The sequence below is a fragment of the Pannonibacter sp. CBAS1226 genome (genome assembly GCF_055685825.1).
In genome coordinates this window covers 92,699-117,927 of record NZ_JBVOUO010000009.1, presented here as the reverse complement: position 1 = coordinate 117,927, position 25,229 = coordinate 92,699, and the positions used below count along the sequence as shown (strand labels likewise).

The following is a 25,229-nucleotide window of genomic DNA, read 5'->3' as shown; positions in this document are numbered from 1 at the left end:
CGGGAGGACGGCGGGCCGGAAAGCGCGGCGCAGCCTGTCAGTTCCGCGAGCAGGGAGGAAGTCATGCCATTACGGACCATTGCGGCAGGGGATGTGCTGAAGCCGGCGGCCATCATCGATGGCGAGCGGGTGTTCACGCCGGATGGGCAGGAGTTTGAAAGCCTGTGCCCCTCGGATGGCAAGGTCATTGCCCTCATCCCGCGCTGTGATGCGGCGGAAGTCGGCCGGGCTGTGGCTGCCGCCCGCAAGGCCTTCGAGACAGGCCCCTGGCCGAAGCTGACGGCGGCAGACCGTGGCCGGTTGCTGATGAAGCTGTCGGCGCTGGTCACTGAACATCATGACGAGCTTGCCGCTCTGGAAAGCCTTGATGCGGGCAAGCCGCTGAAGCAGGGCAAGGCGGATATCACCGCGCTGGCCCGCTACTTTGAATTTTATGGCGGGGCGGCAGACAAGGTGATGGGGGATACGATCCCCACGTCTGACGGCTTTCTGGCCATGACCCTGCGCGAGCCGCATGGCGTTGTCGGCGGCATCATCCCCTGGAACTATCCGGCGCAGATCATGGGCCGTGTCGCCGGTGCGGCGCTGGCCATGGGCAACACGCTGGTGCTGAAGCCGGCTGAAGATGCCTGTCTCAGCGTGCTGCGCGTCGCCGAACTGGCGCTGGAAGCAGGCTTTCCGGCGGGCGTCTTCAACGTGGTGCCGGGGCTGGGCTCCGAAGCTGGCGCCGCCCTTTCCAACCATCCGGGGCTCGATTACCTCACCTTCACCGGCTCGCCGGAAGTGGGGGTGATGATCCAGACGGCAGCGGCGAAGAACCACATCGGCTGCACGCTGGAGCTGGGCGGCAAGTCGCCGCAGATCGTCTTTGACGACGCCGACCTCGGCGCGGCCCTGCCGGTCATCGTCAATGCCATCATCCAGAACTGCGGCCAGACCTGTTCGGCCGGCAGCCGCGTGCTGGTGCACAAGGGCATCTGGGATGCGGTGGTGGAGGGCCTGCGCGCACGCATCCGCACCCTCGTGTCCGGCCCGCACAGCGCCGATCTCGACCTTGGGCCGCTGATCAATGCGGGCCAGCTGCGGCGCGTACAGTCCTTCGTGGACCGGGCGCTAGCCGATGGCATCCCCCTGATTGCGGAAGGGGCGATTGCGCCGGATGCTTCAAGCGAAGGCCACTTCGTCCCGGCCCGCGTCTTTGGTCCAGTGCCTGCCGATCACCTGATCGCGCGTGAGGAAATCTTCGGCCCGGTGCTGTCGCTGATCCCCTTCCGCGATGAAGACGAGGCGCTGCGCATTGCCAATGGCACCGAGTTCGGCCTCGTGGCAGGCGTGTGGACGCGGGATGCCCAGCGGGCGGTGCGGGTCGCCAAGGCGGTTCGTGCGGGTCAGGTCTTCGTCAACGCCTATGGCGCGGGCGGCGGCATCGAGCTGCCCTTCGGCGGCTTCAAGAAATCAGGTCATGGCCGCGAGAAGGGCTTTGAAGCGCTCTACGATTTCTCGGCAACCAAGACACTGGTGCTGCGTCACGGTTGACGCAGGCCCCAAACAATTCAGCAATTCAGGGAGGAATTCATGGCAGACCGGCTCAAGGGCAAGGTGGCAGTCATCACGGGCGCAGGCTCCGGCTTTGGCGAGGGCATGGCCAAGCTCTTTGCCAGCGAGGGGGCGAAGGTCATCGTCGCCGATCTCAACGGCGAAGCGGCGGCGCGTGTGGCCTCGGAAATCGGTGAGGCAGCCATTGCGGTGACGGCAGACGTGACGGTGCGAGCCGATGTGGGGGCGATGGTGACGGCGGCCACCGGCCATTTCGGGCGGCTCGATATCCTCGTCAACAACGCCGGCTATTCCCACCGCAATGGCTCCATGCTGGGCGTCGATGAGGAAACCTTCGACCGCATTTTCGATGTGAATGCCAAGGCCATCTATCTGGCGGCGCTTGCCGTTGTGCCGGTGATGGAAGCGCAGGGCGGCGGTGTCATCATCAACACGGCCTCCACCGCAGGCCTGCGGCCGCGTCCGGGCCTCACCTGGTACAATGCGTCGAAGGGCTGGGCCATCACGGCCACCAAGTCCATGGCGGTGGAACTGGCCCCGGCGAAGATCCGCGTCAACGCGCTCTGCCCTGTGGCAGGCGAGACGGGCATGCTGCATCTCTTCATGGGTGAGGACACGCCGGAAAAGCGCGCCCAGTTCCGCGCCTCCATCCCGCTCGGCCGCCTCTCCACCCCGCAGGACATCGCCAACGCGGCCCTGTGGCTCGCCTCTGACGACGCCGAGTTCATCACCGGCGTCGCCCTCGAAGTCGACGGCGGCCGCTGCATCTGAGGATACAGGCCTTCAAAAAGGAACCGGCGGCCAGTCGGCCGCCGGTTCTGTTTTCAGAAGTGCCGCCATTCAGTTCCAGACAGCGCTCGCGTCTGTTCTGGCGCTTTCGAGTACGTAATCCGTATCTTCCGGCAGCATGAGGCCTTCGGCGATCAGACCATCGGCGGCTGCTTTCACCGCATCCAGATAGGCCTGCTGGTCCTTGTAGCGTGCCTCGATGGGCGTGCGGCTGTCATTGGCATCGGCCTTTGCCGGGAAAGGCTGGTAGCTTCCGGCCAGGCTGCACAGCTGACCTTCGGCAAAGTCCTTTGCGCGCAGGTTCCAGCCCATATAGGTGCCGAGCGGGGCAGCAATGACGGGCAAGCGGATGCCACCCAGAGGGATGCCGTCCTTGTCAACCGGAGGGACATATTCGGCATAGGCAGCGCCCCGAGCCGGTGGCTGCACGGAATGGTCCATCACCCGAAGCGTGTTGAACTTCGGCTGGGCTGCCGTGCCGCCAATGACCGGCAGTTTCAGATCTTCCACCTTGACCAGAGTTTCCTCTGAGAATGTGGGATAGCGGCTTGCAGGGGGCGCTTTGTCTTCCGCCACCCAGTCCTCCATCGCGGCATAAAGCGCCCGCATGACCGGCGCCGCACTCAGCGGGTTCGTGGGGTGGATGCAGGTCTGGCTCATTTCCGGCTTGAGGCCCCAGCCGTTGAAATGGGGCACACCGGCGAGGAAATAGAGCCTGACATTGTCAGGCATCGTCAGCGTCTTCCCTTCGGGCGACGCTGACACCAGATAGGCCCGTCCCTGCCAGAACTCCGTCGAAGTGTCCGTGTGCATGATCTTCGGACAGGTATTGCTTGCGGTGCAGACGCTCAGAATGCTTTCCCGTCTGTTTGTCAGCGGATCGGTCGTAAGGGCATAGGTGAAGGGAAACTGGTCACCCGGGTAGTCATGGTCCTCATGCTGGCGGGAATAGCGGCCGGGTTGGGCAAAGCGGTAGTTGGTGTAGCTCTTTCGGGAGCCTGCAATATGCGCCATCGCCCCGTCGAAGACTTGCTGCCCGCCTTCATCCGCGTTGAAGCCCTGATAGATGAAGTCGCGGAGAAAGCGGCCGGACTGCGAAATGCCCATGCCGACCGTATGCTTGATGCCGCTGAGCGGGCTCTCTGCGTCATGGCCGTCATTGCCGCGCAGGAAGGAGACCACATCCCGTGTGGCGGCAAGCGCAAGGCCTGCGGGCACGGCGCCCTCGGCCGGATAAACGAAATCATAGATCGCCCCAGAATCCAGTCCGGCAGGGCGGGTGATCTCGATTTCGGTGCTGCTGACATATTTGAAGGTGAGGCCTTCCGGCGTGGCGGGGGCATCGTCCGGCGTTGCGCGGACCGTCAGGCGTGCCTTCGCCGGGTCAAGGTCTGCGGCTGGATAGGTGAGGGGGATTTTTCCCGTCTCGCCGGGCTTGTCGAAGATCATCTGCTCACGGGACGTGCCCGTGACGCCTGGCAGCTTCGGCAGGGTGATGTTGATGCCTGCCTCCGGCGCGTCGAACTGCCAGCCGCTCCAGACCACCGTGCTGCCCCGGTTCATGAGAAAGCCGTCTCCGGCATCTTCGGCCTTGGCGGGCACGCCAGTTCCTGCCGAACGGTTGAGTAGCGTGAAACTCAGGTTCCGCCCCCGGTTGGGCACTTCATAGAACAGGACAGGTGATTGCTTGGCCGCATCGGCCGGGCGCAGAATGAAGACCTCGGTGGTGAATTCCACTTCCCCCCTGGCATTGCGGGGCGCCTTGTCCAGATCGGCAATACCGGCATTGGCCGGTGCATCCGGGTCAACCGCGATGGTGGCGATGGCGTCGATCCGCTCATAGGTGCCCGTATCTGCGAAAGCAGCGCCCTCGAAGGCGGGGCTGGCCGACTGGATCTGGAACCCGGTCACGCGGGCGTCTGCGGTGCCCGGCAGCACTGTTGCCGCCAGGAGAACCGCTGGCAGAGCATGTTTTCCTCTCATGATTTTTCCTCCCATGCCGCTTGAGACTGTCAAGCGTGCATGATCGTGAGGCATTTTTGCGCACAGAGTCAATAATCTTGCATACAAGACTCCGGCGCAGGCGTTGGAACTGAGCCTGAGACGCCCGGACGCGGGTGGCGGGCGGTGGCGCGGGGCGGCCTGTTCCGGAGGAGGGGAAGCGATCTTGTTCGTGGAACCTGCGAACTGAGGATTCTTTTTCTCCCCCTTTTCAAGCTTTGAAAAACGATGCCCGGCATAATCGCCCTGCAACCGTTATTGTGCGTGCCATCATTGATGCAGGAGTGCCTTCATGTCCGGTACCGGGTCAGCATCCGGCGGCGAGCCCCGCGAGAACAAGCGCCACCGGCGCCTTGACGTGTTCCCGGCCTTTCACAAGGTCGCGGACCGGCGCGTTGTCGTGGTTGGTCATGGCGGCGAGGCGGCGGCCAAGGTGCGGCTGCTGGGCGAGACCAATGCGCTGATCGAGGTCGTTTCCGCACACATCGAGCCGGAACTGGCCGAGGTGATGGAGATGGTGGGGGCCACCCATGTGGCGGAGGACTTCCGCCCGCGCCATCTCAATGGCGCTGCGCTGGTGTTTTCCGCCCGCGAGGATGAGGTGCTGGACCGTGCCGTGGTGCAGGCGGCCCGCATTCTCGGCGTGCCTGCCAATGCGGTGGACAAGCCGGAACTCTGCGATTTCTACACGGGCGCACTGGTGAACCGTGCGCCGATTGCCGTTGCCATCACCTCCACCGGTGTCGGCCCGGTGCTGGCGCGCCACATCCGCGCCCGCATCGAAGGCATGCTGCCGCGTGCCACGGGCGACCTTGCCCGTCTGGCCGAAAGCCTGCGCGACACGGCAGCGAAGGTGCTGACCGATGGCGCGCTGCGCCGCCGCTTCTGGGCGCGGTTCTTTTCCGGTTCCGTCGCCACCAATCTCTACGCCGGGCGCGCTGATGCCGCCCGTGCCGAGGCGCAGCGCCTGCTCAACAGCGCCACGGATGACTGCGGCTTCGTCTGGCTGGTGGGGGCTGGCCCCGGCGCCGAGGATCTTCTGACCCTGCGCGCCCAGCGGCTGCTGCAGGAAGCGGACGTGATCGTGCATGATGCGCTGGTGCCGGACCCGGTGGTTGCCATGGGCCGGCGCGATGCGCAGCGCATTTCCGTCGGCAAGCGGAAGGGCGCCCATTCGGTGCCGCAGGGCGAAATCAACAAGGTGCTGGTGCAACTGGCTGAAGCCGGGCACAAGGTGGTGCGGCTGAAGGCGGGTGATCCGCTGGTGTTCGGCCGTGCGGGCGAGGAAATGGCAGCGCTGCGCGAGGCCGGGATCGGCTTCGAGGTGGTGCCGGGCGTGACGGCGGCCTTCGCGGCGGCTGCCTCAGCGCAGATCCCGCTGACCCTGCGCGGTGTTGCATCCACGCTGGTGTTTGCGACAGGACACAATGCCGAGAGCGAAACTCTGCCAGACTGGGCCAATCTTGCCCTGCGCGGCTCCACCGTTGCGGTCTATATGGGGCGCAGCGTGGCGGCGGCCGTGTCGGTGCGGCTGATGGCGGCGGGGCTGAAGCCCACAACGCCGGTGGCGATCATCGAGAACGCCGCTCACCCTGACGAGCGCCAGTTCGCCGGAACGCTGGCCGACCTGCCGCAGCTTGCCGGGCGCAAGGATGTGAATGGCGCTGTGCTGATGGTAATCGGCGAGGCTGTGGGCCATGGCGTGATGGAAAAGGCCGAGCCGATTGCGGCGGCGGCACGAGAGGTCAAGGCGGCCTGACGCGGGCCTGCCGGAATTTTGCAGGCAGCGGGCCCGCCCGCGCCTGATGAGGAGAGAGGCATGAAGGTGATCACCGCCAACCGTCTGATCGACGGCGAGGTCGTGTTTCAGGGCGAAAACGGCGCCTGGGTCGAGCTGATCGGCGAGGCGCGCCTGCTCGAGGGCAAGGACGCGGTGGCCGAGGCGCTGGCGCTGGCGGCAAAATCGGTCGCCTCGCGCGAGATCGTTGACCCGTACGACATCGAGATCAAGGACGAGGACGGCAAGCGGGTGCCGGAGCGCCTGCGCGAGAAGATCCGCGCCGCCGGCCCCACCACCCATCCCGCCCTCGGCAAGCAGGCCCGCGCCTGAATAGAACGGCCTGACCAGAGTTAAGGGGCCGGTGCACCGGCATCCGCCTTGCCAGATGACAGATTTTCGGCGCAGCCCGGCTGCCGCCCTGGAGACGCAACATGTACCGCTACGATGAATTTGATCAGGCTTTCGTCAAGGAGCGCACCGCACAGTTTGCCGATCAGGTGCGCCGCCGTCTGTCCGGTGAGCTGACCGAGGACGAGTTCAAACCGCTGCGCCTGATGAACGGGCTGTATCTGCAGCTTCACGCCTACATGCTGCGCGTCGCCATTCCCTATGGCACGCTCAACAGCCGCCAGATGCGCCGGCTGGCACACATCGCCCGCACCTATGACAAGGGCTATGGCCACTTCACCACGCGCCAGAACATCCAGTTCAACTGGCCGAGCCTGAAGGACACGCCGCGCATTCTGGAAGAGCTGGCGGAAGTGGAGATGCACGCCATCCAGACCTCCGGCAACTGCATCCGCAATGTCACGGCCGATCATTTCGCCGGTGCAGCCGCCGACGAGATTGCCGATCCGCGCCCCTATGCGGAGATCCTGCGCCAGTGGTCGTCGCTCCATCCGGAGTTCTCGTTCCTGCCGCGCAAGTTCAAGGTGGCCATCACCGGCGCCCCGCATGACCGTGCGGCGGTGCAGGTGCATGACATCGGCCTGCAGCTGACTCGCAATGACAAGGGTGAGATTGGCTTCACCGTCTTCGTCGGTGGCGGGCTGGGCCGCACGCCGATGATCGGCCGCAAGGTGCGTGACTTCCTGCCCGAAGAGGATCTGCTGGCCTATTCGGAAGCGATCCTGCGCGTCTACAATCTCTATGGCCGCCGCGACAACAAGTACAAGGCGCGCATCAAGATCCTCGTGCACGAGACCGGCCTTGAAGAGCTGAAGGCCGATATCGAGGCTGAGTTCGAGAAGATCCGTTATGGCGTGCTGCGCCTGCCCGATGAGGAAGTGCGCCGCATCGAGACCTATTTCGCCCCTCCTGCACTGGAGCCGCGCAGCGCGGTCAGCGCCAAGGTGGAAGCCCGCGTGGCGGGCGATGCTGCCTTCGCACGCTTTGTTGCGCATAACCTCAACCCGCACCGTGTGCCGGGCTACACCAGCATCACCATCTCCATGAAGCCGATTGGCGGCATTCCGGGTGATGCGACGGACGCGCAGATGGATGTGGTGGCGAACCTTGCCGAGGCCTATGCCTTTGACGAGATCCGCATCAGCCACGAGCAGAACGTCATCCTGCCGCATGTGGCGCTGGATGATCTGCCGGAAATCTTCGACGTGCTGGTGAAGAACGGCTTGGCCGAAGGCAATGCCGGGCTCATCACCGACATCATCGCCTGCCCGGGCATGGATTACTGCGCGCTGGCAACGGCCCGGTCGATCCCGGTGGCGCAGCGCATTTCCGAGCGCTTCGGCGCGCCGGAGCGGCAGAGCGAGATTGGCGAGCTGAAGATCAAGATCTCCGGCTGCATCAACGCCTGCGGCCACCACCACGTGGGCCACATCGGCATTCTCGGCCTTGAAAAGAAGGGCGAGGAATTCTATCAGATCACCCTCGGCGGTTCGGCCAATGAAAGCTCGTCGATTGGCGAGATCATCGGCCGCGGCTTCTCCTCCGACGAGGTGGTCGATGCCATCGAGACGCTGGTGGATGCCTATCTCGGCCTGCGCCAGTCGCCGCAGGAGACCTTCCTGGAGGTCTACCGCCGCGTTGGCGAGGATCCGTTCAAGGAGGCCCTTTATGGCTCTGACTGAGTTGAGCGGCCTTGCCTTCGATCCGGAGCTGGGGCTGGGTGCGGAAGCGCTGGCCTTTGCCCGGCAGTATGAAGGCGAGAGCCCGCAGACGGTCCTGCGCGATGCCATCCGCAATCACTATGCGGGGCGCATTGCGCTTGTCTCCAGCTTCGGGGCGGATTCGGCTGTGCTCTTGCACATGGTGTCGGAGATCGATCCGTCAGCGCCGGTGATCTTCGTCGATACGGGCAAGCACTTCCCGCAGACCCTGCGCTACCGCGACCTGCTGGTGGACCTGCTCGGCCTCACCGGCGTGCTTGATGTCCGCCCGGATCCCGAGGCATTGTCGGCGGCAGATCCCGGCGGCATGCTGTGGATGGTGGATACGGATGCCTGCTGCCACGCCCGCAAGGTCGTGCCGCTGGCCACCGCGCTGAAGGGCTTTGATGCCTGGATTTCCGGCCGCAAGCGCTTCCAGAGCAGCACCCGTGCCGCGCTGCCGGTGTTCGAGGTGGAAGAGGGCCGGGTGAAGGTCAATCCGCTGGCCAGCTGGACGGCTTCGGATATTCTGGCCTATGCCAAGGAACATGATCTGCCGCCGCATCCGCTGGTGGCCGAGGGTTACCCTTCCATCGGCTGCCTGCCCTGCACCAGCAAGGTGGCGCCGGGCGAGGACCCGCGCTCCGGCCGCTGGCGCGGCATGGACAAGACCGAATGCGGCATCCACCTGTCTCTGGGCTCCTCCGGCCTCTGAAGTCGGCAGGAGTACCAAGGGCCGGATGCCTGATGAATTTTGCGAAGGACGCAATTGATGACCTCGATCTACGCCAACGGCGGCTTCACGCAGGAAAGCTGGGAACGCCTCGACAAGGACGCCGGGCTGCCGGCCCATCCCTTTGCGGAGGGCGTGAAGCTGCTGGTGCCGCATGCGCGCTTTCTGGCCGGTCCCGATGCCTTTCTGGCGCTGGCCGGTGATATCGCCGTTCTGGTGAGCCCGGGTGATGACGTTGAGGCGCTGGCGCCCTTCGCCGCGCGCCTGCCGCGCATTGCCGTGGAGTTCCCCAAGTTCAGCGATGGCCGGGGCTTTTCCTCCGCCCGCATCCTGCGCGAGCAGATGGGATACGAGGGCGACATCCGCGCCATCGGCGACTTCATCCTCGACCAGATCCCCCTGATGCTCCGCTGCGGCGTCTCCAGCTTCGAGATCACCAAGCCGCATGTGGAAGCCGCGCTCAAGGCAGGCATCTGGCCGGAAGTGACGCACTACCTGCAGCCGGTCTGCACCGTCACCGAAATCCCCGCAGGCACCCGCCCCTGGGCCCGCCGCCCCAACAGCGAGCGCAAACTCACCACGGGCGCCGTGGTGGAATAAGGGCTTTTAGCCCCGCATCCCAACCTCTCCGATGTCATCCCGGATCTCCGCTCCGCTGCGTCCGGGATGACCAGATTGAGGTTTTCCCGTTCCCTCACCCCGGCCTATCCATCGTCGCAGCTGCCGATTTGACGGAGAGGGTGACAAGGGCGATGGCAGGGTCGTCGGGGGAGGTGGACATGGTGAAGCCGAGGTCTTCGCACATGGTCAGCATGCTGGTGTTTTCCTTCAGCACCTCGCCCTTGATGGTGTCGATGCCATCCACCTCCGCATAGCGGATGATCAGCTTCATCAGCGCCCAGCCAAGTCCCCGGCCCTTCAGGTCCGAGCGCACCATCACCGCATATTCGCCGGTCTTGTGGTCCGGGTCCGCATGCAGGCGCACGACGCCGAGAAGATCGCCCGTCTCCGGATCAATCGCCGCCAGCGCCATGGCACGGGCATAGTCGAGCTGGGTCAGCCGCGACAGGAAGCGGTGGTCGAAGTCCTTCACCGGCGCAAAGAAGCGCAGGCGCAGATCTTCCGGCGACACCTGCTCGAAGAAGGCGCGGAACAGATCCTCGTCTTCCGGGCGGACGGGGCGGACGAAAACCTTCTCGCCCTCTCTAAGCGTCAGCGTCTGTTCCCACTCCTGCGGATAGGGCGCGATGGCAAGGCGGGAAGAGCCTGTGCGTCCGGCCTTCACCGGCGCTTCACCCACCACGATGCGCGCATCCAGCGCCAGCACGCCCTGCGGCAGGGCGACCAGCGGATTGATATCCAGCTCCCGCACCTGCGGCAGGTCGATGGTGATCTGCGACAGCTTCATCAGGGTGTGTGCAACGGCCTGCATGTCCCGCTCCGGATGGCCACGGAAGGCCGGGAACAGGCGCGAGACGCGGGTGCGGCGGATGAGCTGGTTGGCAAGATTGAGGTCCAGCGGCGGCAGTTCCAGCGACACATCGCCGGAGACTTCCACGGATGTTCCGCCCTGTCCGAAGGCGATGACCGGCCCGAAGGAAGGATCATCGCCAAGGCCTGCAAAAAGCTCCAGCCCGTGTTTTGCCTCCAGCATCGGTTGCAGGGTGATGCCCTCGATCAGCGCCTTGGGATGGGTGCGGCCGACCAGATCAATCAGTTCCTGTGCCGATTGCGCAGCGGCATCGGCGCTTTCGATGCCAAGACGCACGCCGTCGATATCGGATTTGAAGGGCAGGGCAGTGGACCAGGCCTTGACCACGCAGGCGGGATACCGCTCCAGCAGACTGCCCGCCATCTGCCGCACCTGATCGATGGTGCGGGCGAGATGGGTTTCGATCATCGGCACACGGTAGGCAAAGAGCAGGGCCGCCGTTTCCGCCGGGTCCAGCATGCTGCGGCCTTCCGTCAGGGCGGCGGTGACGATGGCGCGGGCATCCTCCACATCGGGCGAGAAGTCGGACGGCAGGCTCGGCGGGGCGGCCATCAGGGCTTCCTGTGCCTCCGCGCTGCGCTTCAGGTAAAGGATGCTGCGCACGGCTTCCGCCGGGCTGCCATAAACCGGCACCCGGGCGAAATCGAGGGCGGCACGCGGCAGCGGATCTTCGCCCACCATGGCGGCGACAACGGCCTTGCGGCGGCCAAGGCGGCGCTTGTCCTTGTCAGCGGCATTGGCAATGGCGCGGGCCACATCCTCCCCCGGCACAAAGGGATTGGGCGCCGCCAGAACCAGAACGCCGTCCACCGCCGTGCTTGCCAGCATGGCCGTGACCGCCTGTTCCACGGCCTCGGGCGCGGCGCCTTCGGGCAGGGTCAGCGGGTTGCCGGGCTGGGTGCCCGGACGGATCAGCGGCTGCAGGCTGGCCAGGGTTTCGCCGTCCAGTTCGGCCAGTTCCGCCCGGCCATCGTGCAGCCGGTCTGCCGCAAGCGTTGCAAGGCTACGGCCATTGGCGATGACGCCGAGCCTCTGGCATTTCGGCACCTTCAGCCGGGTCAGGGTTTCGACCGCTTCGAACAACTCATCAAGGTCTGCAATGCGCAGGATGCCGGCACGGCGCAGGGCGCTTTCATAAACCGCATCGGCGCGCGTCAGCCTTCCTGCATGGGTGTTGCCGCTGGCCGCCGCATCGCGGCTGCGCCCTGAACGGATGAGGATGATCGGCTTGCTGCGCGCTGCGGCCCTTGCGGCAGAGAGAAACTTGCGCGGATTGTGCACCGCTTCCACATGCAGCAGAATGGCGCGGGTGCGGTAGTCGGAGGCGAAATAGTCGATCAGGTCGCCGCCATCCACATCGCTGCGCTGGCCGAGCGAGGCAACCCCGGAAAATCCGATCTTGCGGGACGAGGCCCAGGACAGGATGCTGTTGACCACGGCACCGGATCGGGCGATGAGCGCCAGGTCCCCGGCTTGCGGGGCCTCGCGGGTGGCCAGAAGATTGAGCCCGGAGTGAGGGGCAGCAACGCCGAGGCTGCCGGGGCCGATGAGACGCACCGCGTGGCTGCGGGCTGCCTGCATGGCTGCGGAAACCGTTGTTTCGGGCCAGGATTCATAGCCTGCCGACTGCAGCGCCACGGCCTTTATCCCGCGCGCCGCCGCTTCGGCGATCGTGGCCGGGGCTGCTTCGGCTGACCCGAGATAGATCAGCAGGTCCGGCGTGAATGTCAGGTCTGCAATGCTGGCAAACATGGGCCAGCTGTCGGCCTCATCCGGGGCTTCCAGATTGATCAGCGCGGTGCGGCCCCGGAAGCCTGAGGCCTGCAAGCGGCTGATGATCAGGCCGGGCAATCCGGCGGCCTGGGCATTGGGCCCGTGGATGGCAAGACTGCCGGGTGCGAAGAGGCCTTCCAGATTACGGATGGTCATGGTCTGAACACTCCGGCAGGACGTGTGATCGGGCTGCGCGGCCGAAGGGTGCCGGGTGCAGCCTCAACAGTCAACAGGGCCCGGCGCAGGCACGGCCTTTCAGTTCCGCTTCCACTTGAGCTATTGCATGCACGCGTCGTGCTTGAAGCCGGAGGCGGCTTGAGGAAAGCCTGCAATCTGGCCACTCCGGCACAGCGGTTCAGCTCCCCTCCCCCTCGTGGGGAGGGGCAAGGGGGTGGGGGGAAAGCCTCTCCGTCTGGCAGGGTATCCATTGATCACAGACAGCTCCCCTCCTGATGTCTCTCCAGGAAAAGGTCCACTTTTCAAATCCTTGCAGGCTCAGAGCCCCCCACCCCTTACCCCTCCCCACGAGGGGGAGGGGGGCGGAGATCTCTTGCCGGACAGCAACTACATCATTGCGGATGATGTCCGAACTTGATGTGTGAATCCGGTATTCCTCAAAGGGGGAGAGGGGGCTGCGGTCAAGCGGAAGCCCTTCAGCCAGAGGCCCCCGCCCCCTCAATGCGCCATCAGCACCGGCACGGTCATGGCGGCGAGGATGTCGCGGGTGGCGCCGCCGAAGAGGAATTCGCGCACGCGGCTGTGGCCGTAGCCGCCCATCACCACCAGATCCTTGCCGTTGTCGCTGACATAGTTGAGCAGCGTTTCGGCGACGGTGGTCTGGGTGTTGGTGATCACGTCCACGGTGACGTTGAGACCGTGGCGGGCCAGATACGTGGCCATGTCGGCGCCCGGCTCACCGGCCATCTTCGAGCCCTTGTTGATGATCAGCACGGTCACCTTCTTGGCGAGCGCGAGGATCGGCAGGGCCGCTTGAACGGCGCGGGTGGCGGTGGAGCTGCCATCCCAGGCAACCAGCACATTTTCGAATTTCGGTGCCGGGGCGCCGATGTAGGGGATGATCAGCACCGGCACGCCGCTTTCAAACAGGGCCGTTTCGATCAGCAGTTCGCGCATGGGTTCCGGCTGGTCCGGGTTGTCCTGGCCGACGACGATCAGGTCCGTCAGGCGGCAGTGGCGCAGCACCGGTTCCATCGGGCCGCCGGTGATGACTTCGGCCAGCCGGCCTTCCGACTTCACCCCGCCAAGGCGGGCCAGCTCGTTGAAGGTTTCCAGAGACTTCTGGGCAGCGGCGAGCGCGTGCTGGCGGCTCTGCTCGATGAAGTCGACCGGAACGGGCGCTGCGGCAAAGGCAGGCACCACGGGTTCATAGGAAAGGGCAAGGCCGGTCGCATGGGCGTCGCAGCGGGCAGCAAGCTCGATGCCGTATTTCACGGCCTGCTGTTCGCCCGACAGATCGGTCACCATCAGAATGTCTCTCAAAGCCATTTCAAGTCTCCCGTCGCTTGGCCCCTCATGAGCCCTTCAGCTCACAAGCTAGGCCGGCAAGCATGACCGGACATTGACACGGGTCAATTCCGGTCTTGTCAACGCCTGGTCAGGTGTTGCTGCCCCAAAATGAAAATGCCGTTCAACGGGCGATTGTTCCATGGTGCGGCAATACGCAGAGACGAAATGTCTCAGCCCTTTGCGGCCTCTGCGGCGGCGCGGATCTGGCTGAGCGAGGCCGCTGGCGTCAGGGCTTCAGGATCAAGTTTCAGATGCAGCAGCGACAGCCTGCCGCTGGCCCGTGCCCGCTCGAAGGCCGGGCCGAACTCCTCCGTTGCCGTCACGGTTTCCGCATGGGCGCCATAGGCGTGGGCGAGGGCGGCGAAGTCCGGGTTCTCCAGCTTCGTGGCCGAGATGCGGCCGGGATAGTGCCGCTCCTGATGCATGCGGATGGTGCCATACATGCCGTTGTCGATGACGAGAACGATAACAGCCGCCCCTTCCTGCGCGGCGGTGCCCAGTTCCTGAATGGTCATCTGCAGGCAGCCGTCACCGGCAAAACAGACCACATCCTGCTGCGGGAAGGCGAGCTTGGCAGCAATTGCCCCCGGCAGGCCATAGCCCATGGAGCCGGAGGTGGGAGCGGCCTGCGTGCCGAACTGGCGGAAACGGTGGAAACGGTGCAGCCAGGTGGCATAATTGCCCGCGCCATTGGTGAAGATGGTGCCCGGCGCGGAGTTGGCCTCCAGATAGTCCATGACACCAGCCATCTGCAGCGCACCCGGCGTCTGCGGCCTCGCGCCCGACCATGCGAGATAATCCGCGTGAGCCTCGGAAGCGGTGCCCGCGCATTTGTTGCTCACCGGCGGCTGCAGCCCTTCGGCCGCCTTGCAGAAGGCGGTGGGGGAGGCGTTGATGGCAAGGCTGGGGCGGTAGACGCGGCCCAGCTCGTCAGGGTCCGGATAGACGTGGATGAACTGCTGCGAGGGCTGGGGAATGTCCAGCAGCGTGTAGGACTGGCTCGGCATTTCGGACAGGCGCCCGCCCACCAGAAGCACGAGGTCGCTGGCCTTGATGCGGGCCAGCAGCTTCGGATTGGCGCCAATGCCGACGTCACCGGCGTAATTGGGATGCAGGTTGTCGAACAGCATCTGGCGGCGGAAGGAACAGGCGACCGGCAGCTCGAAGCGCTCTGCAAAGCGGGTGAAGGCGGCGACTGCCTCCGCCGTCCAGCGGCTGCCGCCGAGAATGGCGATGGGGCGCTCTGCCGCCCACAGGCGCTTTTGCAGATCGGCCATCTGGGTCAGGCCCGGATGGGTCTCCACCTGCTTCCACGGCTCGGGCTGTGTCACATCGGCCAGTTCCACCAGCGTGTCTTCCGGCAGGGCGAGAACCACGGGGCCGGGGCGGCCGGAGGTGGCCACGTGATAGGCGCGAGAGATGAACTCCGGCACCCGGTCCGCGTGGTCAATCTCAGCCACCCACTTGGCGATGCCGCCGAACATCTGCCGGTAATCGACTTCCTGAAACGCCTCACGCTCGCGCATGCCGCGTTCGATCTGGCCGATGAAGAGGATCATCGGGGTGGAATCCTGCGCCGCCACATGCACGCCCGCCGAAGCATTGGTGGCGCCGGGGCCTCGGGTGACCATGCAGATGCCGGGCCGGCCCGTCAGCTTGCCATGGGCCTCGGCCATCATCGCCGCACCGCCCTCCTGACGGCAGACGGTGACCGGGATATCAGCGTCATGCAGGGCATCGAGAACGGCGAGATAGCTCTCTCCCGGCACACAGAACACCCGCTCCGCGCCATGGGTTTCCAGAGCTTCCACGAGGAGCTGACCGCCGGTCTTCTGTGCCATATCCGTTTTCCCGCTGTTGGTGCAGATGCGCAAGTCTGCCTGCTCTATAGCGCAGGTGAGCAGTGATTGGCACCGGACATGACACCAGCCCCGCACGGCTTTTTGCAATGACTTCATTCTGTTTAGGAATGAAGAACCGCGCGGAGCCGGAATTTCATCAAGGATCAGACGGGAAGAACGGTGACCACCTGGAATGTGTGCAATTCACCATCCTCGTCGCGGATCGACACATATTCTCCGGGCTCGAAGGCATGGGAGCCGAAGCGGTAACCGGCCTCATCGTCATCATCGCCGTCAATGTCATAGCGGAAAGCCCAGGAGCCGCCGGGGCGGTGGACCAGATGGCCGATCTCGTCTTCCTCGCTGCCCCAGAAGCGGCGGACACGGCAATGGTCGCGCGCGGCTTTCCATGCCACGGCATCGATATGGCCCGTGCCGTCCAGCGGCGCGGTGAATTCATAGCCATGATGTGCCGAGCCATTGGGGAACTCTTTGGTCCGGGCGAGGTTCAGTCTTATCTTCTTCAGGCCGTGGCTTGCGGTCATGGGCGGGTCCCTCCTTGCTTCCCCCGGCGTTCTGCCGGTTCTTCTGGCCCCAGACTGGCACAGGACGGCGGCGGGTCATTGAGCAGGATCAATTCGGCAGACCGGTATCTGCCGCATGGTGAAAGCTGCTGCCGCAGCGGAAAATGGGAGATGCACATGCCCCCGTCCGAAAGCCATCACCCCGGTGATCAGAGCGAAGCCTACGCCTTTCTCGATGCGCTGGCGCGGTTGGAGCCCGGGTCGCGGCGGATCGACACCCACGCCAACACCGTGTTTCTGATCGGTGGTGACGCCTACAAGATGAAGCGGGCCGTGCGCTTTCCCTTTCTGGATTATTCAACGCTTCCCCTGCGCCGCCGTGCGGTGACGGCGGAACTGAGCCGCAACCGCCTGTTTGCGCCGGAGCTTTATCCGGGCGAGACAGCGGTGGTGCGGCGCGCGGACGGAACGCTGGCGCTGGGCGGAGATGGCGAGCTTGTGGAGCCGCTGGTGCACATGCGCCGCTTTGATGAAAGCGCCACGCTGGACCATGTGGCGGCCAGAGGGCTGCTGCCGCAAGGCCTCACCTCGGCACTGGCGAAAACCTTTGCCGCTGCCCATGCGGTGGCGCCGGTGCGGGACGCGGCGGAGTGGTTTGCCGGGCTTTCCAGCTACGCCGTGCAGAACGAGGCCGCCTTCCGCGCCGCGCCGGAACTGTTTCCTGCCCATGAGGCCGGGGCGCTGGTCTCCGCCACCCGTGCCGCGCTGGCCCGTATCGAGGATCTGGTGCTCCAGCGCGGGCGCAAGGGGCTGGTGCGGCTGGCGCATGGGGATGCGCATCTCGCCAATGTGGTGCTGATTGACGGCGCGCCGGTGCTCTTCGATGCGGTGGAATTTGATGACGGCATTGCCACAGGCGACGTGCTCTATGATCTGGGGTTTGCGCTGATGGACCTGATCGAACGCGGCCAATCACCTGCCGCCTGCCATCTGCTCAACCGCTATCTCGATCTGACGCCGCTGCCGGAGAAGGGCGAGGGGCTGGCGGCGCTGCCGCTTTACATCTCCATGCGCGCTGCCATCCGGGCCAAGATCGCGGCGGCCAGCATCGCCACCCAGCAGGATGCGGCACTGGCTGAGGTGCAGCGCGAGGCGGCGCGGGCCTATTTTGCGCTGGCCTGCCGGGCGCTGGAACCGGCAACGCCCCGCCTTGTTGCCATCGGCGGGCTCTCCGGCACGGGCAAGTCCACGCTGGCGGGGCTGATTGCGCCGCATCTGCTGCCGCTGCCGGGGGCACGGGTGCTGCGCAGCGATGTGCTGCGCAAGCGCATGCTGGGCCTAGAGGAAACGAGCCGCGCCCCCGCCTGCGCCTACACGCCGGAGGCGAGCGATGCGGTCTATGCGGCGATGATGGCGGAGGCGCGGGCAGCGCTTGCCGCCGGGCATAGCGTCATTCTCGATGCCGTCCACGCCAGGCCGGGCGAGCGGCAGGCGGTGGCGGATCTGGCGGCGGTGATGGAACTGCCTTTCACCGGGCTCTGGCTGGAGGCTGAGGAAGCCACGCTCAAGGCCCGCGTCAGCGCCCGAAAGGGGGATGCGTCGGATGCAACTGTTGAGGTTGTGTCCCGCCAGCTTGCCTATGATCTGGGGCCGGTGGACTGGCAGGTGATCGGGGCCGGCGCAGCCATCGAGGACACAGTGGCCGGTGCGCTCAAGGCGCTGGGTTTAGAGCCCTAGGGCACGTGCGCCAGCTGCTGCGGCGATAGCCAGCACGACGGCGGCAATATCCTTGCGCAGCACTGCCATGACGGCGGCGGCCACCAGAAGGCAGAGGGCGGCGGGTATGCCGCCTTTCAGCGCGATGGGCAGGATGGTGGAAACGATGATCGCCCCCGGCAAGGCCTCCAGCCCCCGGCGGATGCGCGGGGTCAACGGCACCTGGCCCATGATCCAGTATCCTGCGGCGCGCATCAGATAGGTCACGCCGGTCATGGCCATGACCGTCAGGAAAAACAGGAGATCGACGGAGAAGGGGCTCTCAGCCATTCGGCTTCTCCGGTGCGGCTTCAGCGGCATTCGGGTCGCTGGCATAGGCCCCGGCGATGGCGCCCGCAATGGCACCCGTCAGCACGAACCAGTAGCCGCCGATCAACTGCCAGCTGGCGAGGGCCACAACAGCGGCAACGCCCCAGCTCAGTGTCTGGCGGCGGCCCTTCCACAAGGGCACCAGCATGGTGATGAAGAGGGCTGGCATCACCAGATCAAGGCCCCAGCGCTGTGGCTCGGCAAACAGTTGGCCGAGGAAATAGCCCGGAATGACGGCCACCGCCCACAGCACCCAGAGCAGCAGCCCGCTGCCGAGATAAATGCCCCAGTCTCTGCCCCCGCCGGCGCGGTAGCGCAGGGCGAGCAGCCAGTTCATGTCGGTGAGGAAATAGAGTGAGGGATAGACCTGCCAGCCGGGCGCTGCCCCCAGCCAGGGCCGCAGCGAGGCGCCCAGCAGCAGCATGCGCAGATTGACCGCAGCGGCAATGCCCGTCATCGCCAGCAGCACGGCAGGGGTGACCGGATCGCGGTAAAGCTCCATCGCCACGAACTGCGAGGCGCCAGCGAAGACGAAGGCGTTGATCAGCAGCGTTTCAGCCAGCGTCAGCCCCTTCTGGGCGCAGACCGTGCCGAACACGGCGGCAAATGTGACGACGCCCGGAACGAGCGGCAATGTCTGCCGCACGCCGAGCATCATGCCGCTTTGGGTAATGGGGGCGCTGTTGTCCGTCATCCTGCCAGTACGCTGTAGATCATCCTGGCTCCGGTGAAGGCAAGAAATGCGGCGAAGACAAGCCTCAGCTTGGCTGGCGGCAAGGTGTGCGCCAGCTTCGCGCCCACGGGGGCCATGAGAAGCGAGCCAGGGATGATCAGAATAAAGCCAAGCAGATTGATATAGCCGAGTGAAAACGGCGGCAAGTCCGGATTGCCATAGCCGAAATAGATGGAGCTGAGCGTGCCGGGCACCGCGATGATGAGGCCGATGGCCGCCGCCGTGCCGACAGCCTTGCGGATCGGATAGGAGAACAGCGTCAGGATCGGCACACCCAGCGTGCCGCCGCCGATGCCCATCATCACGGAGACGCCGCCGATGAGGGCGCCCAGCATCTCGCGCACAGGCGCGCCGGGCAGCTTGTCTGCAATGCCGCTGCCTTCCTTGCGCAGCACCATGTTGGCCGAAACCAGCAGCGCCACCGTGCCGAAGACGAGCGACAGCGCGCCGCCGCTGAGATTGCCGGCCAGCGTTGCTCCAGCGATCACGCCGGCCGAAATCGGCAGCCACCAGCGCTTCAGCAGGTCCATGTCAACGCTGCCGCGCAGCCAGTGCGCCCGTGCGGAGGAGTAGCCGGTGGCAACGATGGTGGCGAGCGAGGTGCCCACCGCCAGATGCATCACGACTTCCCGCTCCACGCCCACCAGCGGGAAGACATAGTAGAGCACCGGCACGATGACGATGCCGCCGCCGACACCCAGCAAGCCTGCCGCAATGCCGGCGATGGCGCCGGTGGCCAGCAGGGCGGCGGCCAGGGACGCCAGTTCCATGATGTTCGCATTGTCCATGAGTGTTCTGTCCGATTGAAAAAAAAAGCGTGCCTGGCCGCGTCCGTCTTGTCGGCAATTCTATTTGAGAGAAGTTTATTGTATACAATATTGGGGCGCCGTCATCCCTTTTTTCCATGGCCTCGAAATGTGGCTGGGAATGTCCGGCGCGATCTCCCCGGACTGCTGAAAATCGCACGCGCGCCAGAAGGTCTCCGGTCAGATGACCGGATTTCAATCCGCAGCCAGCGGAGCTGTGATGGAGAAGCAGAATGCTGCCACCCTGGAGATTGCGCGCGATGTGCAGCAGGTTTTGGCCGGTACAGCCGAAGTCTCCGCCAGCATCACCGGCTTCCCCCGGGCGGCGGAAGCGACAGAGGGGCTGCCGCGCGGGCTCTGGTGTTGGCGGGCGGTTCTGCCCGCGATGCGGAGATGCTGAGGATGGAAGTGGCCCGCTTCACCGTGCGGGTGCGGGCGGTTTAAGGCTCACGGACCGCAGGATACGCCGCAAGGGCCGCCGCAGCAGCCTTGGGGCCTTTGCGTGCGGCCGGACGCTGTCCCGGCCGCTCAGGCGTTCAGCAGGAAGTCGTGCCGCCGGGAGGGCTGGGTAACCACCGCCAGCAGAGTTTCCAGTTCGCGGGTGTGAAGATGGAGCAGGGCCAGCGTGTCAACGGCGTGGCTGAGTTCCTGCAGCACTTCGGAGGCGAGCTGAAGACAGCAGTCAGGGGCGGTGACGGTTGTTCCGGCGAAGGCTCTTTCCGGAATATAACCCTCGCTCAGAACGCGCAGGTTCTTGTGCCGGCTGTCCCTGGAAATACGGCCGAACGTATCCTCAACGTCTTCCGTTTCACCTTCGAGGGTCTGGAAGAATTTCCCACCTGTGAAGAACAAGCATCCTGTGAGCCCAAGCCTTGCGTTGTTTCTGAGGCATTGCTGCCCGATCGCACGAATGCTTCCGCATACATCGGGACCGAGTGCTTGAGGCTTGGCGTCACTCATGTAAGAGATGTGATAAAGCTGCGGCATGCTATTTCCTCCGCTCAATCGCGAGCGAAACTTACGCAGGGGAAATTCAGCCTGAGTTAACTGTGGAACTAAAACTTAAATTTTCGCGAAAGATGTATTTCGGAATAATACAACCTATATACAGCTAAGACTAGAAGGTACTGTAAAGCGCAGAGTTCTGCTAGGGCGCCGTCCCGGACGGAGCCCCGCCTGCGGAGAGGCGGGGTCGCCTCCCGGTTTACCCCGCCAGAAGCGCGTCCTGCTTGCGGCTCGTCTGGGTGATGACGGACAGCAGCGTGCGGATCTCGCGGATATGGAGCTGATGCTGGGGGAAATCCAGCACGGCACTGATTTCCGTAAGCGCCTCAGCCGTCAGGCTCTGGCCGCCATCGCAGCTGACGGCCATCTCGGGGAACTCGCGCGCCTCAATGGGCCCCTCGCTGAGAACACGGACATCCGTATGCCGGGTATCGCGCGAAATCCGGCCGAATGTGTCTTCCACGTCGTCCTGCAATCCTTCGAGAACCTGAAGGAAATGCTGCCCCGTAAAGATGATGCAACCTGTCAGTCCCGAAGCGGCATTGGCCTTGAGCGCTGCTGCCGTGATGGCCTCGAAGCCCTGTTCAGGCGTGGGCTGAAGGGCAGACAGCTTTGCAACGCTCAGATAGCAGATGTGATAGAGCCCCGGCATGGAAACCTCCGTGTTCCCGTCGATATCAGGAGCTTACACGCAGGTCTCTCTTCTTCGATTAAGCTTTCAGATAAAATTTAAGGAATTTTCTTTGTGGAAGATTTCAGAATTCGCGCGCCTCGCCGGTCCAGCGGAAGAAGCGTCCCGTTCGTGTAATATCAAAATTCTCGATGAGGCCAACAATGCCGCTGGCCACTTCTTCCGCCGTCAGGTCAGCCTCGCCGCCGCCCATGTCCGTACGCACCCAGCCCGGATCGATCAGGCCGACGGCGATGTTCTCGGGCTCCAGATCGGTGGCAAGGCATTGCATCACCTTGTTCACCGCTGCCTTGGACGCCCGGTAGGCAACCCGGTCGGACTTGGCATAGCCCATCCAGGACATCTGGCTGGAGATGGTCAGGATCCGCGGCTGGGCCGCCTTGCGCAGGCGTGGCAGAAAAGCCTGCGCCACGGCGAGAGGGGCGAGGGTGTTGATCTCCAGCGTGCGCAGGAAACCGTCAAAATCCATGTGGAGGGAGCTTTGATCCTGCCCGTCCGGCCCTATGATCCCGGCGTTGTTGAGCAGAACGTCAATCGCCTGCGGGCTGGAGGCGGCCGATGCGGCAAGGGCGTCCCGGTCCGCCACATCAAACAGTTGAGGGCGGAACAGAGGCCCGAGTTCTGCGGCAAGCCGGTCGGCATCCTCTTCCCGCCGCATGCTGCCGAGCACCGTCCAGCCGCGCGCGAGGGCAACCCGTGCAACAGCCAGGCCGATCCCTCTGTTGGCACCTGTGATGAGCATGACCGGCATGGGCAAAACATCTCCTGCACGTGAAAGAAAACGCCGCCGGAAATGACCGGCGGCGATCCGTTGCATGTCAACCTAGGGCGGCCCAGGCCACCCGGCAACGGCACAGATCAAATCTGGATCTGTCAGCTCTGCCGCTGAGATGGCCGGCGTCAGTCTCCGGGAAACAGGATGTCCTCATAGTCCTGCGCTCCGTTGAGGATGTGAAGAACATCGATCCGCTCTGCCGCAACCCGGTAGAAAATCAGGTAACGCCCATGCGGGCGGCGGCGTATGCCGCTTGCGGCATGGCGCGGCACGAGCGGAAAGGCGTGCGGCATGGCGGAGAGAGAGCGGCAGCCTTCCAGAAGCTCCTGTACGAAGCTGACAGCGCGGACCGGGTTGTCCTGCGCGATGTAGCCCGCGATCCGGTCAAGGTCTTCCCGTGCCTCATTGGTGATGAGGACGATCACTTGCCCCGGTCTTCTGCCCGGTCTTCGGCTTGGTCTTCTGCCTGGACTTCCGTCATGCGCTGATATTTCGCCAGAAGGTCACGCTCGACCTCGTCCACCGGCTGGCTGCGCCCGGCATCGGCATCGGAAAGACCGCGGTTGAGGGCGGCATCAAGGGCGGCCAGTCTCTTTTCCCGCTCTTCAACGAGGCGCACGCCTTCACGCAGAACCTCGCTGCGCGAGTTGTAGCGGCCCTGCTTCACGAGGCTCGTGACATAGGCTTCCAGCCTGTCACCAAGATTTGCGCTGCTTGCCATGCCGGTTCCTTCACATGATCCCGGACCATATCATGGGCTGATAACAGTTATCAACGCAGCGGAGGAAGCCCGGACGGCAAGGGGCGCGATACACCTTGCCGTCCGGAGTGATGCGGATTTCTTGCCGCCGCTCAGAGCGTGATGCGGTAGCGGGCGAAGCCGTCGGCGCCGTCGCCTGCCGGTTCGATCTTCACGCCCTTGACGGAAGCCGCATGGGCCTTGCCGCCGGGGCCGGTGTCGAACAGGACCGTGGTGCCGGGCATGGGCTTGAAGGTCCAGTTGTCATCGGCGCTCGGGCTGATCGTGCCCTTCTCGACGATGTAGCGGACCAGCGCATCGCGGTTGGTGTCGGGACCGGCGAAGATGACGACGCTGTCGTTGATGCCCGGGAAGCTGCCGCCGCCGCTGGCACGGTAGTTGTTGGTCACGACAACGAACTTCTGCTCCGGATCAACCGGTGCGCCGTTGTAGGCGAGGTTGACGATGCGGTTCGCTTCCGCATTGAGCACCTCGCCCTTTTCGCCATACTTCGACGGCTGCGACAGGTCGACCTGATAGGTGACGCCATCGATGATGTCGAAGTTGTAGCTCGGGAAGGTGGGCTCGATCAGCATCTCGTCGCTCGCGCCCGGCGTGATCTGGCGGAAGATGCCGGCAGAGCGCTCCAGCCACTCCTTCACATCCTTGCCGGTGATCGCCACGGCCTGAACCGTGTTGGGATAGAGGTAGAGATCGGCAACGTTCTTGATGGCCACATCGCCCACCGGCACATCGGTGTAATACTCGGGGCCGCCGCGTCCGCCTGCCTTGAAGGGGGCGGCTGCGGAGAGGACCGGCAGGCTTTCCCACTCGGTGCCCTTGAGCATTTCGGTGATGTACCAGATCTGCGCCTGCGAGACGATCTGCACGCTGGGATCATCGGCCACCAGCGCGAAATAGGAATGCAGCGGCGCGTCGGTCTTGCCGACCGGGCGGCGCACATAGGCAAGCGTCGCCTCATGCTCGGCCTTCACGGCGTCCAGCACGTCGTCCTGGCTGTCCACGGTTGGGGTGACCGTGCGGCCTTCCTTCGTGTAGATCGGCCGCGCTTCGGTGCTGAAGCCGGTGATGCGCCAGCTGTTGCCGTCCCGCGCCAGCATCAGGTCGATGACGCCCAGATGCGAGCCCCAGAAGCCGCCCATGGCAGCGGGCTTGCCGAAGAGCGTGCCCTTGGCCGTGTCCACACCTTCCTGGCCGTCAAAGGCGGTGCCGGGGAAGACGAGATGCTGGTGGCCGGTGAAGATGGCATCGATGCCCTCGACAGCGGCCAGGTGCAGCGAGGCGTTTTCCATGCCGCCGGCATAGGTCTCGGCCGAGATGCCGGAGTGGGAGAGGGCGATCACGATGTCGCAGCCCTGCTCGCGCATTTCCGGCACGAAGGCCTTGGCCGTCTCCACGATGTCGCGGGCGTTGACATTGCCTTCCAGATGCTTGCGGTCCCAGTTCATGACCTGGGGCGGCACGAAGCCGATGAAGCCGATGCGGATCGGATAGTCCTTGCCCGAGCCGTCCCGGATGGTCTTGTCGACGATGACATAGGGCTTCAGCAGCGTGGTGTCGCTGCGTGGACCGGCGGAAAGCTGACCCTTGGCAAGGTTGGCGCAGACGACCGGGAAATTGGCACCGGCCAGAACCTTGTCGAGGAACTCGAGGCCGTAGTTGAACTCGTGGTTGCCCAAGGTCGCCGCGTCATAATCCAGCACATTCATGCCCTGGATCACCGGATGCAGATCACCGGCCTTCATGCCGCGCTCATAGGCAATGTAGTCGCCCATCGGATTGCCCTGCAGGAAGTCGCCATTGTCGACCAGTACAGAGTTGGTGGCTTCATTGCGGATGGCGCGGATCAGAGAGGCCGTGCGGGCAAGGCCTGCGGTGTCCACCGGCTTGTCGGCGTAATAGTCGTAAGGAAAGACGTGGACATGCAGGTCGGTCGTCTCCATCAGGCGCAGGTGCGCCGTGCCTTCCTGCGCACGCAGGGAATAGGGATGAAGGGCGGCGGCAAAGCCGGTGGCAGCTGCACCCAGCAGCAGGCCGCGCCGGGTGAGACGGGGGGAAAGCAACTCGTTCATGCCGTAATCTCTTCGCAAGGCCGAAGCCTGTGGAACGGGGAAGGGCAGGCCGCTCAGTGCCTGCAGGGCCAAGTTGTAGGCCCGCAATCTTGTCGGTGCAATGACGGTAGCGGCATCGGGCGCGATTGACGGGGGCGGGTGAGAGGCTAAGTTACGGCACAAGGAGAGCGGGGTGCT

Annotated in this window: 23 protein-coding genes; 9 read left to right on the top strand and 14 right to left on the bottom strand. The window is 64.6% G+C overall.

Going from position 1 to position 25,229, the window contains the following annotated elements:
- The first annotated feature begins 63 nt into the window (after nt 1–63).
- Both AC0CMF_RS21100 and AC0CMF_RS21095 read left to right on the top strand, forming a co-directional pair.
- The gene (locus tag AC0CMF_RS21100) at nt 64–1,536 is read left to right on the top strand and encodes an aldehyde dehydrogenase family protein (RefSeq protein ID WP_374630233.1); all 1,473 of its coding nucleotides are present in this window, start codon (nt 64–66) and stop codon (nt 1,534–1,536) included.
- A 39-nt stretch (nt 1,537–1,575) separates the two neighbouring features.
- Nucleotides 1,576–2,328 (top strand): SDR family oxidoreductase, encoded by a 753-nt coding sequence (locus AC0CMF_RS21095; RefSeq protein WP_374630234.1) that lies wholly within the window; start codon nt 1,576–1,578, stop codon nt 2,326–2,328.
- A gap of 69 nt (nt 2,329–2,397) precedes the next feature.
- On the opposite strand, the gene AC0CMF_RS21090 is transcribed toward AC0CMF_RS21095, so the two are convergent.
- The gene (locus AC0CMF_RS21090) at nt 2,398–4,329 is read right to left on the bottom strand and encodes an alpha/beta hydrolase domain-containing protein (protein ID WP_374630235.1); all 1,932 of its coding nucleotides are present in this window, start codon (nt 4,327–4,329) and stop codon (nt 2,398–2,400) included.
- A gap of 310 nt (nt 4,330–4,639) precedes the next feature.
- Between AC0CMF_RS21090 and cysG the strand changes: the two genes are divergently transcribed.
- From cysG to AC0CMF_RS21065, 5 genes are all read left to right on the top strand, one after another.
- Complete coding sequence (gene cysG / locus AC0CMF_RS21085; RefSeq protein ID WP_472482449.1) at nt 4,640–6,106, top strand: siroheme synthase CysG; 1,467 nt, start codon at nt 4,640–4,642, stop codon at nt 6,104–6,106.
- 60 nt (nt 6,107–6,166) lie between these two features.
- On the top strand, nt 6,167–6,457 hold the full coding sequence (locus AC0CMF_RS21080; RefSeq protein ID WP_472482448.1) for a DUF2849 domain-containing protein: 291 nt from the start codon (nt 6,167–6,169) through the stop codon (nt 6,455–6,457).
- Nucleotides 6,458–6,558: 101 nt separating this feature from the next.
- Entirely contained in the window at nt 6,559–8,217 is a 1,659-nt protein-coding gene (locus AC0CMF_RS21075; RefSeq protein ID WP_472482447.1) for a nitrite/sulfite reductase, read from the top strand.
- Nucleotides 8,204–8,950, top strand: a complete 747-nt coding sequence (locus AC0CMF_RS21070; RefSeq protein WP_374630239.1) for a phosphoadenylyl-sulfate reductase — start codon at nt 8,204–8,206, stop codon at nt 8,948–8,950. Before AC0CMF_RS21075 ends, AC0CMF_RS21070 begins: the two co-directional genes overlap by 14 nt.
- Before the next feature lie 57 nt (nt 8,951–9,007).
- Complete coding sequence (locus AC0CMF_RS21065) at nt 9,008–9,568, top strand: DUF934 domain-containing protein (protein ID WP_374630240.1); 561 nt, start codon at nt 9,008–9,010, stop codon at nt 9,566–9,568.
- A 94-nt stretch (nt 9,569–9,662) separates the two neighbouring features.
- Here the strand turns inward: AC0CMF_RS21065 and AC0CMF_RS21060 are convergent, their stop codons facing one another.
- The 4 genes from AC0CMF_RS21060 to AC0CMF_RS21045 all read right to left on the bottom strand — a co-directional run bounded on the left by AC0CMF_RS21060 (nt 9,663) and on the right by AC0CMF_RS21045 (nt 16,146).
- Complete coding sequence (locus AC0CMF_RS21060) at nt 9,663–12,389, bottom strand: bifunctional acetate--CoA ligase family protein/GNAT family N-acetyltransferase (protein ID WP_374630241.1); 2,727 nt, start codon at nt 12,387–12,389, stop codon at nt 9,663–9,665.
- 519 nt (nt 12,390–12,908) lie between these two features.
- A complete protein-coding gene (locus tag AC0CMF_RS21055) occupies nt 12,909–13,739 on the bottom strand; it encodes a universal stress protein (RefSeq protein ID WP_050472108.1) in 831 nt (276 codons plus the stop codon).
- A 191-nt stretch (nt 13,740–13,930) separates the two neighbouring features.
- Nucleotides 13,931–15,601 carry a thiamine pyrophosphate-binding protein gene (locus tag AC0CMF_RS21050; protein WP_374629727.1) on the bottom strand — a complete coding sequence of 557 codons (1,671 nt, stop codon included), beginning with the start codon at nt 15,599–15,601 and terminating at the stop codon, nt 13,931–13,933.
- A gap of 164 nt (nt 15,602–15,765) precedes the next feature.
- Nucleotides 15,766–16,146, bottom strand: a complete 381-nt coding sequence (locus AC0CMF_RS21045) for a hypothetical protein (protein ID WP_019963286.1) — start codon at nt 16,144–16,146, stop codon at nt 15,766–15,768.
- 156 nt (nt 16,147–16,302) lie between these two features.
- On the opposite strand from AC0CMF_RS21045, the gene AC0CMF_RS21040 reads away from it, so the two are divergent.
- Nucleotides 16,303–17,862, top strand: coding sequence for a bifunctional aminoglycoside phosphotransferase/ATP-binding protein (locus tag AC0CMF_RS21040; protein WP_374629728.1), 1,560 nt, complete (start codon nt 16,303–16,305; stop codon nt 17,860–17,862).
- On the opposite strand, the gene AC0CMF_RS21035 is transcribed toward AC0CMF_RS21040, so the two are convergent.
- Genes AC0CMF_RS21035 through AC0CMF_RS21025 form a run of 3 tightly spaced genes read right to left on the bottom strand, consistent with a single transcriptional unit; the run spans nt 17,851 to nt 19,731 of the window.
- Nucleotides 17,851–18,171 carry an AzlD family protein gene (locus AC0CMF_RS21035; RefSeq protein WP_019963284.1) on the bottom strand — a complete coding sequence of 107 codons (321 nt, stop codon included), beginning with the start codon at nt 18,169–18,171 and terminating at the stop codon, nt 17,851–17,853. The two genes, AC0CMF_RS21040 and AC0CMF_RS21035, sit on opposite strands and share 12 nt — an antisense overlap.
- Nucleotides 18,164–18,904, bottom strand: a complete 741-nt coding sequence (locus AC0CMF_RS21030; RefSeq protein ID WP_374629729.1) for an AzlC family ABC transporter permease — start codon at nt 18,902–18,904, stop codon at nt 18,164–18,166. The genes AC0CMF_RS21035 and AC0CMF_RS21030 overlap by 8 nt, the downstream gene beginning before the upstream one ends.
- On the bottom strand, nt 18,901–19,731 hold the full coding sequence (locus AC0CMF_RS21025) for a sulfite exporter TauE/SafE family protein (protein WP_374629730.1): 831 nt from the start codon (nt 19,729–19,731) through the stop codon (nt 18,901–18,903). Before AC0CMF_RS21025 ends, AC0CMF_RS21030 begins: the two co-directional genes overlap by 4 nt.
- A gap of 238 nt (nt 19,732–19,969) precedes the next feature.
- Between AC0CMF_RS21025 and AC0CMF_RS21020 the strand changes: the two genes are divergently transcribed.
- Nucleotides 19,970–20,149 (top strand): hypothetical protein, encoded by a 180-nt coding sequence (locus AC0CMF_RS21020; RefSeq protein WP_374629731.1) that lies wholly within the window; start codon nt 19,970–19,972, stop codon nt 20,147–20,149.
- A gap of 128 nt (nt 20,150–20,277) precedes the next feature.
- On the opposite strand, the gene AC0CMF_RS21015 is transcribed toward AC0CMF_RS21020, so the two are convergent.
- From AC0CMF_RS21015 to AC0CMF_RS20990, 6 genes are all read right to left on the bottom strand, one after another.
- A complete protein-coding gene (locus tag AC0CMF_RS21015; RefSeq protein ID WP_082205849.1) occupies nt 20,278–20,736 on the bottom strand; it encodes a BLUF domain-containing protein in 459 nt (152 codons plus the stop codon).
- A 217-nt stretch (nt 20,737–20,953) separates the two neighbouring features.
- Nucleotides 20,954–21,406 (bottom strand): BLUF domain-containing protein, encoded by a 453-nt coding sequence (locus AC0CMF_RS21010; RefSeq protein ID WP_050472102.1) that lies wholly within the window; start codon nt 21,404–21,406, stop codon nt 20,954–20,956.
- A 103-nt stretch (nt 21,407–21,509) separates the two neighbouring features.
- Nucleotides 21,510–22,196: an SDR family oxidoreductase gene (locus AC0CMF_RS21005; RefSeq protein ID WP_050472101.1), complete on the bottom strand. Its 687-nt coding sequence runs from the start codon at nt 22,194–22,196 to the stop codon at nt 21,510–21,512.
- 149 nt (nt 22,197–22,345) lie between these two features.
- Nucleotides 22,346–22,645 carry a type II toxin-antitoxin system RelE/ParE family toxin gene (locus AC0CMF_RS21000; RefSeq protein ID WP_050472100.1) on the bottom strand — a complete coding sequence of 100 codons (300 nt, stop codon included), beginning with the start codon at nt 22,643–22,645 and terminating at the stop codon, nt 22,346–22,348.
- Nucleotides 22,642–22,941, bottom strand: coding sequence for a type II toxin-antitoxin system ParD family antitoxin (locus tag AC0CMF_RS20995; RefSeq protein ID WP_058897918.1), 300 nt, complete (start codon nt 22,939–22,941; stop codon nt 22,642–22,644). Before AC0CMF_RS20995 ends, AC0CMF_RS21000 begins: the two co-directional genes overlap by 4 nt.
- Before the next feature lie 131 nt (nt 22,942–23,072).
- Nucleotides 23,073–25,052, bottom strand: coding sequence for a bifunctional 2',3'-cyclic-nucleotide 2'-phosphodiesterase/3'-nucleotidase (locus AC0CMF_RS20990; RefSeq protein ID WP_123193575.1), 1,980 nt, complete (start codon nt 25,050–25,052; stop codon nt 23,073–23,075).
- Between the last annotated feature and the right edge of the window lie 177 nt (nt 25,053–25,229).

Excerpts from the sequence above, each read along its gene's own strand:
- AC0CMF_RS21100 (WP_374630233.1), top strand. The coding sequence starts at position 64 with ATGCCATTACGGACCATTGCGGCAGGGGATGTGCTGAAGCCGGCGGCC.
- AC0CMF_RS21095 (WP_374630234.1), top strand. The coding sequence starts at position 1,576 with ATGGCAGACCGGCTCAAGGGCAAGGTGGCAGTCATCACGGGCGCAGGC.
- AC0CMF_RS21090 (WP_374630235.1), bottom strand. The coding sequence starts at position 4,329 with ATGAGAGGAAAACATGCTCTGCCAGCGGTTCTCCTGGCGGCAACAGTG.
- cysG (WP_472482449.1), top strand. The coding sequence starts at position 4,640 with ATGTCCGGTACCGGGTCAGCATCCGGCGGCGAGCCCCGCGAGAACAAG.
- AC0CMF_RS21080 (WP_472482448.1), top strand. The coding sequence starts at position 6,167 with ATGAAGGTGATCACCGCCAACCGTCTGATCGACGGCGAGGTCGTGTTT.
- AC0CMF_RS21075 (WP_472482447.1), top strand. The coding sequence starts at position 6,559 with ATGTACCGCTACGATGAATTTGATCAGGCTTTCGTCAAGGAGCGCACC.
- AC0CMF_RS21070 (WP_374630239.1), top strand. The coding sequence starts at position 8,204 with ATGGCTCTGACTGAGTTGAGCGGCCTTGCCTTCGATCCGGAGCTGGGG.
- AC0CMF_RS21065 (WP_374630240.1), top strand. The coding sequence starts at position 9,008 with ATGACCTCGATCTACGCCAACGGCGGCTTCACGCAGGAAAGCTGGGAA.
- AC0CMF_RS21060 (WP_374630241.1), bottom strand. The coding sequence starts at position 12,389 with ATGACCATCCGTAATCTGGAAGGCCTCTTCGCACCCGGCAGTCTTGCC.
- AC0CMF_RS21055 (WP_050472108.1), bottom strand. The coding sequence starts at position 13,739 with ATGGCTTTGAGAGACATTCTGATGGTGACCGATCTGTCGGGCGAACAG.
- AC0CMF_RS21050 (WP_374629727.1), bottom strand. The coding sequence starts at position 15,601 with ATGGCACAGAAGACCGGCGGTCAGCTCCTCGTGGAAGCTCTGGAAACC.
- AC0CMF_RS21045 (WP_019963286.1), bottom strand. The coding sequence starts at position 16,146 with ATGACCGCAAGCCACGGCCTGAAGAAGATAAGACTGAACCTCGCCCGG.
- AC0CMF_RS21040 (WP_374629728.1), top strand. The coding sequence starts at position 16,303 with ATGCCCCCGTCCGAAAGCCATCACCCCGGTGATCAGAGCGAAGCCTAC.
- AC0CMF_RS21035 (WP_019963284.1), bottom strand. The coding sequence starts at position 18,171 with ATGGCTGAGAGCCCCTTCTCCGTCGATCTCCTGTTTTTCCTGACGGTC.
- AC0CMF_RS21030 (WP_374629729.1), bottom strand. The coding sequence starts at position 18,904 with ATGACGGACAACAGCGCCCCCATTACCCAAAGCGGCATGATGCTCGGC.
- AC0CMF_RS21025 (WP_374629730.1), bottom strand. The coding sequence starts at position 19,731 with ATGGACAATGCGAACATCATGGAACTGGCGTCCCTGGCCGCCGCCCTG.
- AC0CMF_RS21020 (WP_374629731.1), top strand. The coding sequence starts at position 19,970 with ATGGAGAAGCAGAATGCTGCCACCCTGGAGATTGCGCGCGATGTGCAG.
- AC0CMF_RS21015 (WP_082205849.1), bottom strand. The coding sequence starts at position 20,736 with ATGCCGCAGCTTTATCACATCTCTTACATGAGTGACGCCAAGCCTCAA.
- AC0CMF_RS21010 (WP_050472102.1), bottom strand. The coding sequence starts at position 21,406 with ATGCCGGGGCTCTATCACATCTGCTATCTGAGCGTTGCAAAGCTGTCT.
- AC0CMF_RS21005 (WP_050472101.1), bottom strand. The coding sequence starts at position 22,196 with ATGCCGGTCATGCTCATCACAGGTGCCAACAGAGGGATCGGCCTGGCT.
- AC0CMF_RS20995 (WP_058897918.1), bottom strand. The coding sequence starts at position 22,941 with ATGGCAAGCAGCGCAAATCTTGGTGACAGGCTGGAAGCCTATGTCACG.
- AC0CMF_RS20990 (WP_123193575.1), bottom strand. The coding sequence starts at position 25,052 with ATGAACGAGTTGCTTTCCCCCCGTCTCACCCGGCGCGGCCTGCTGCTG.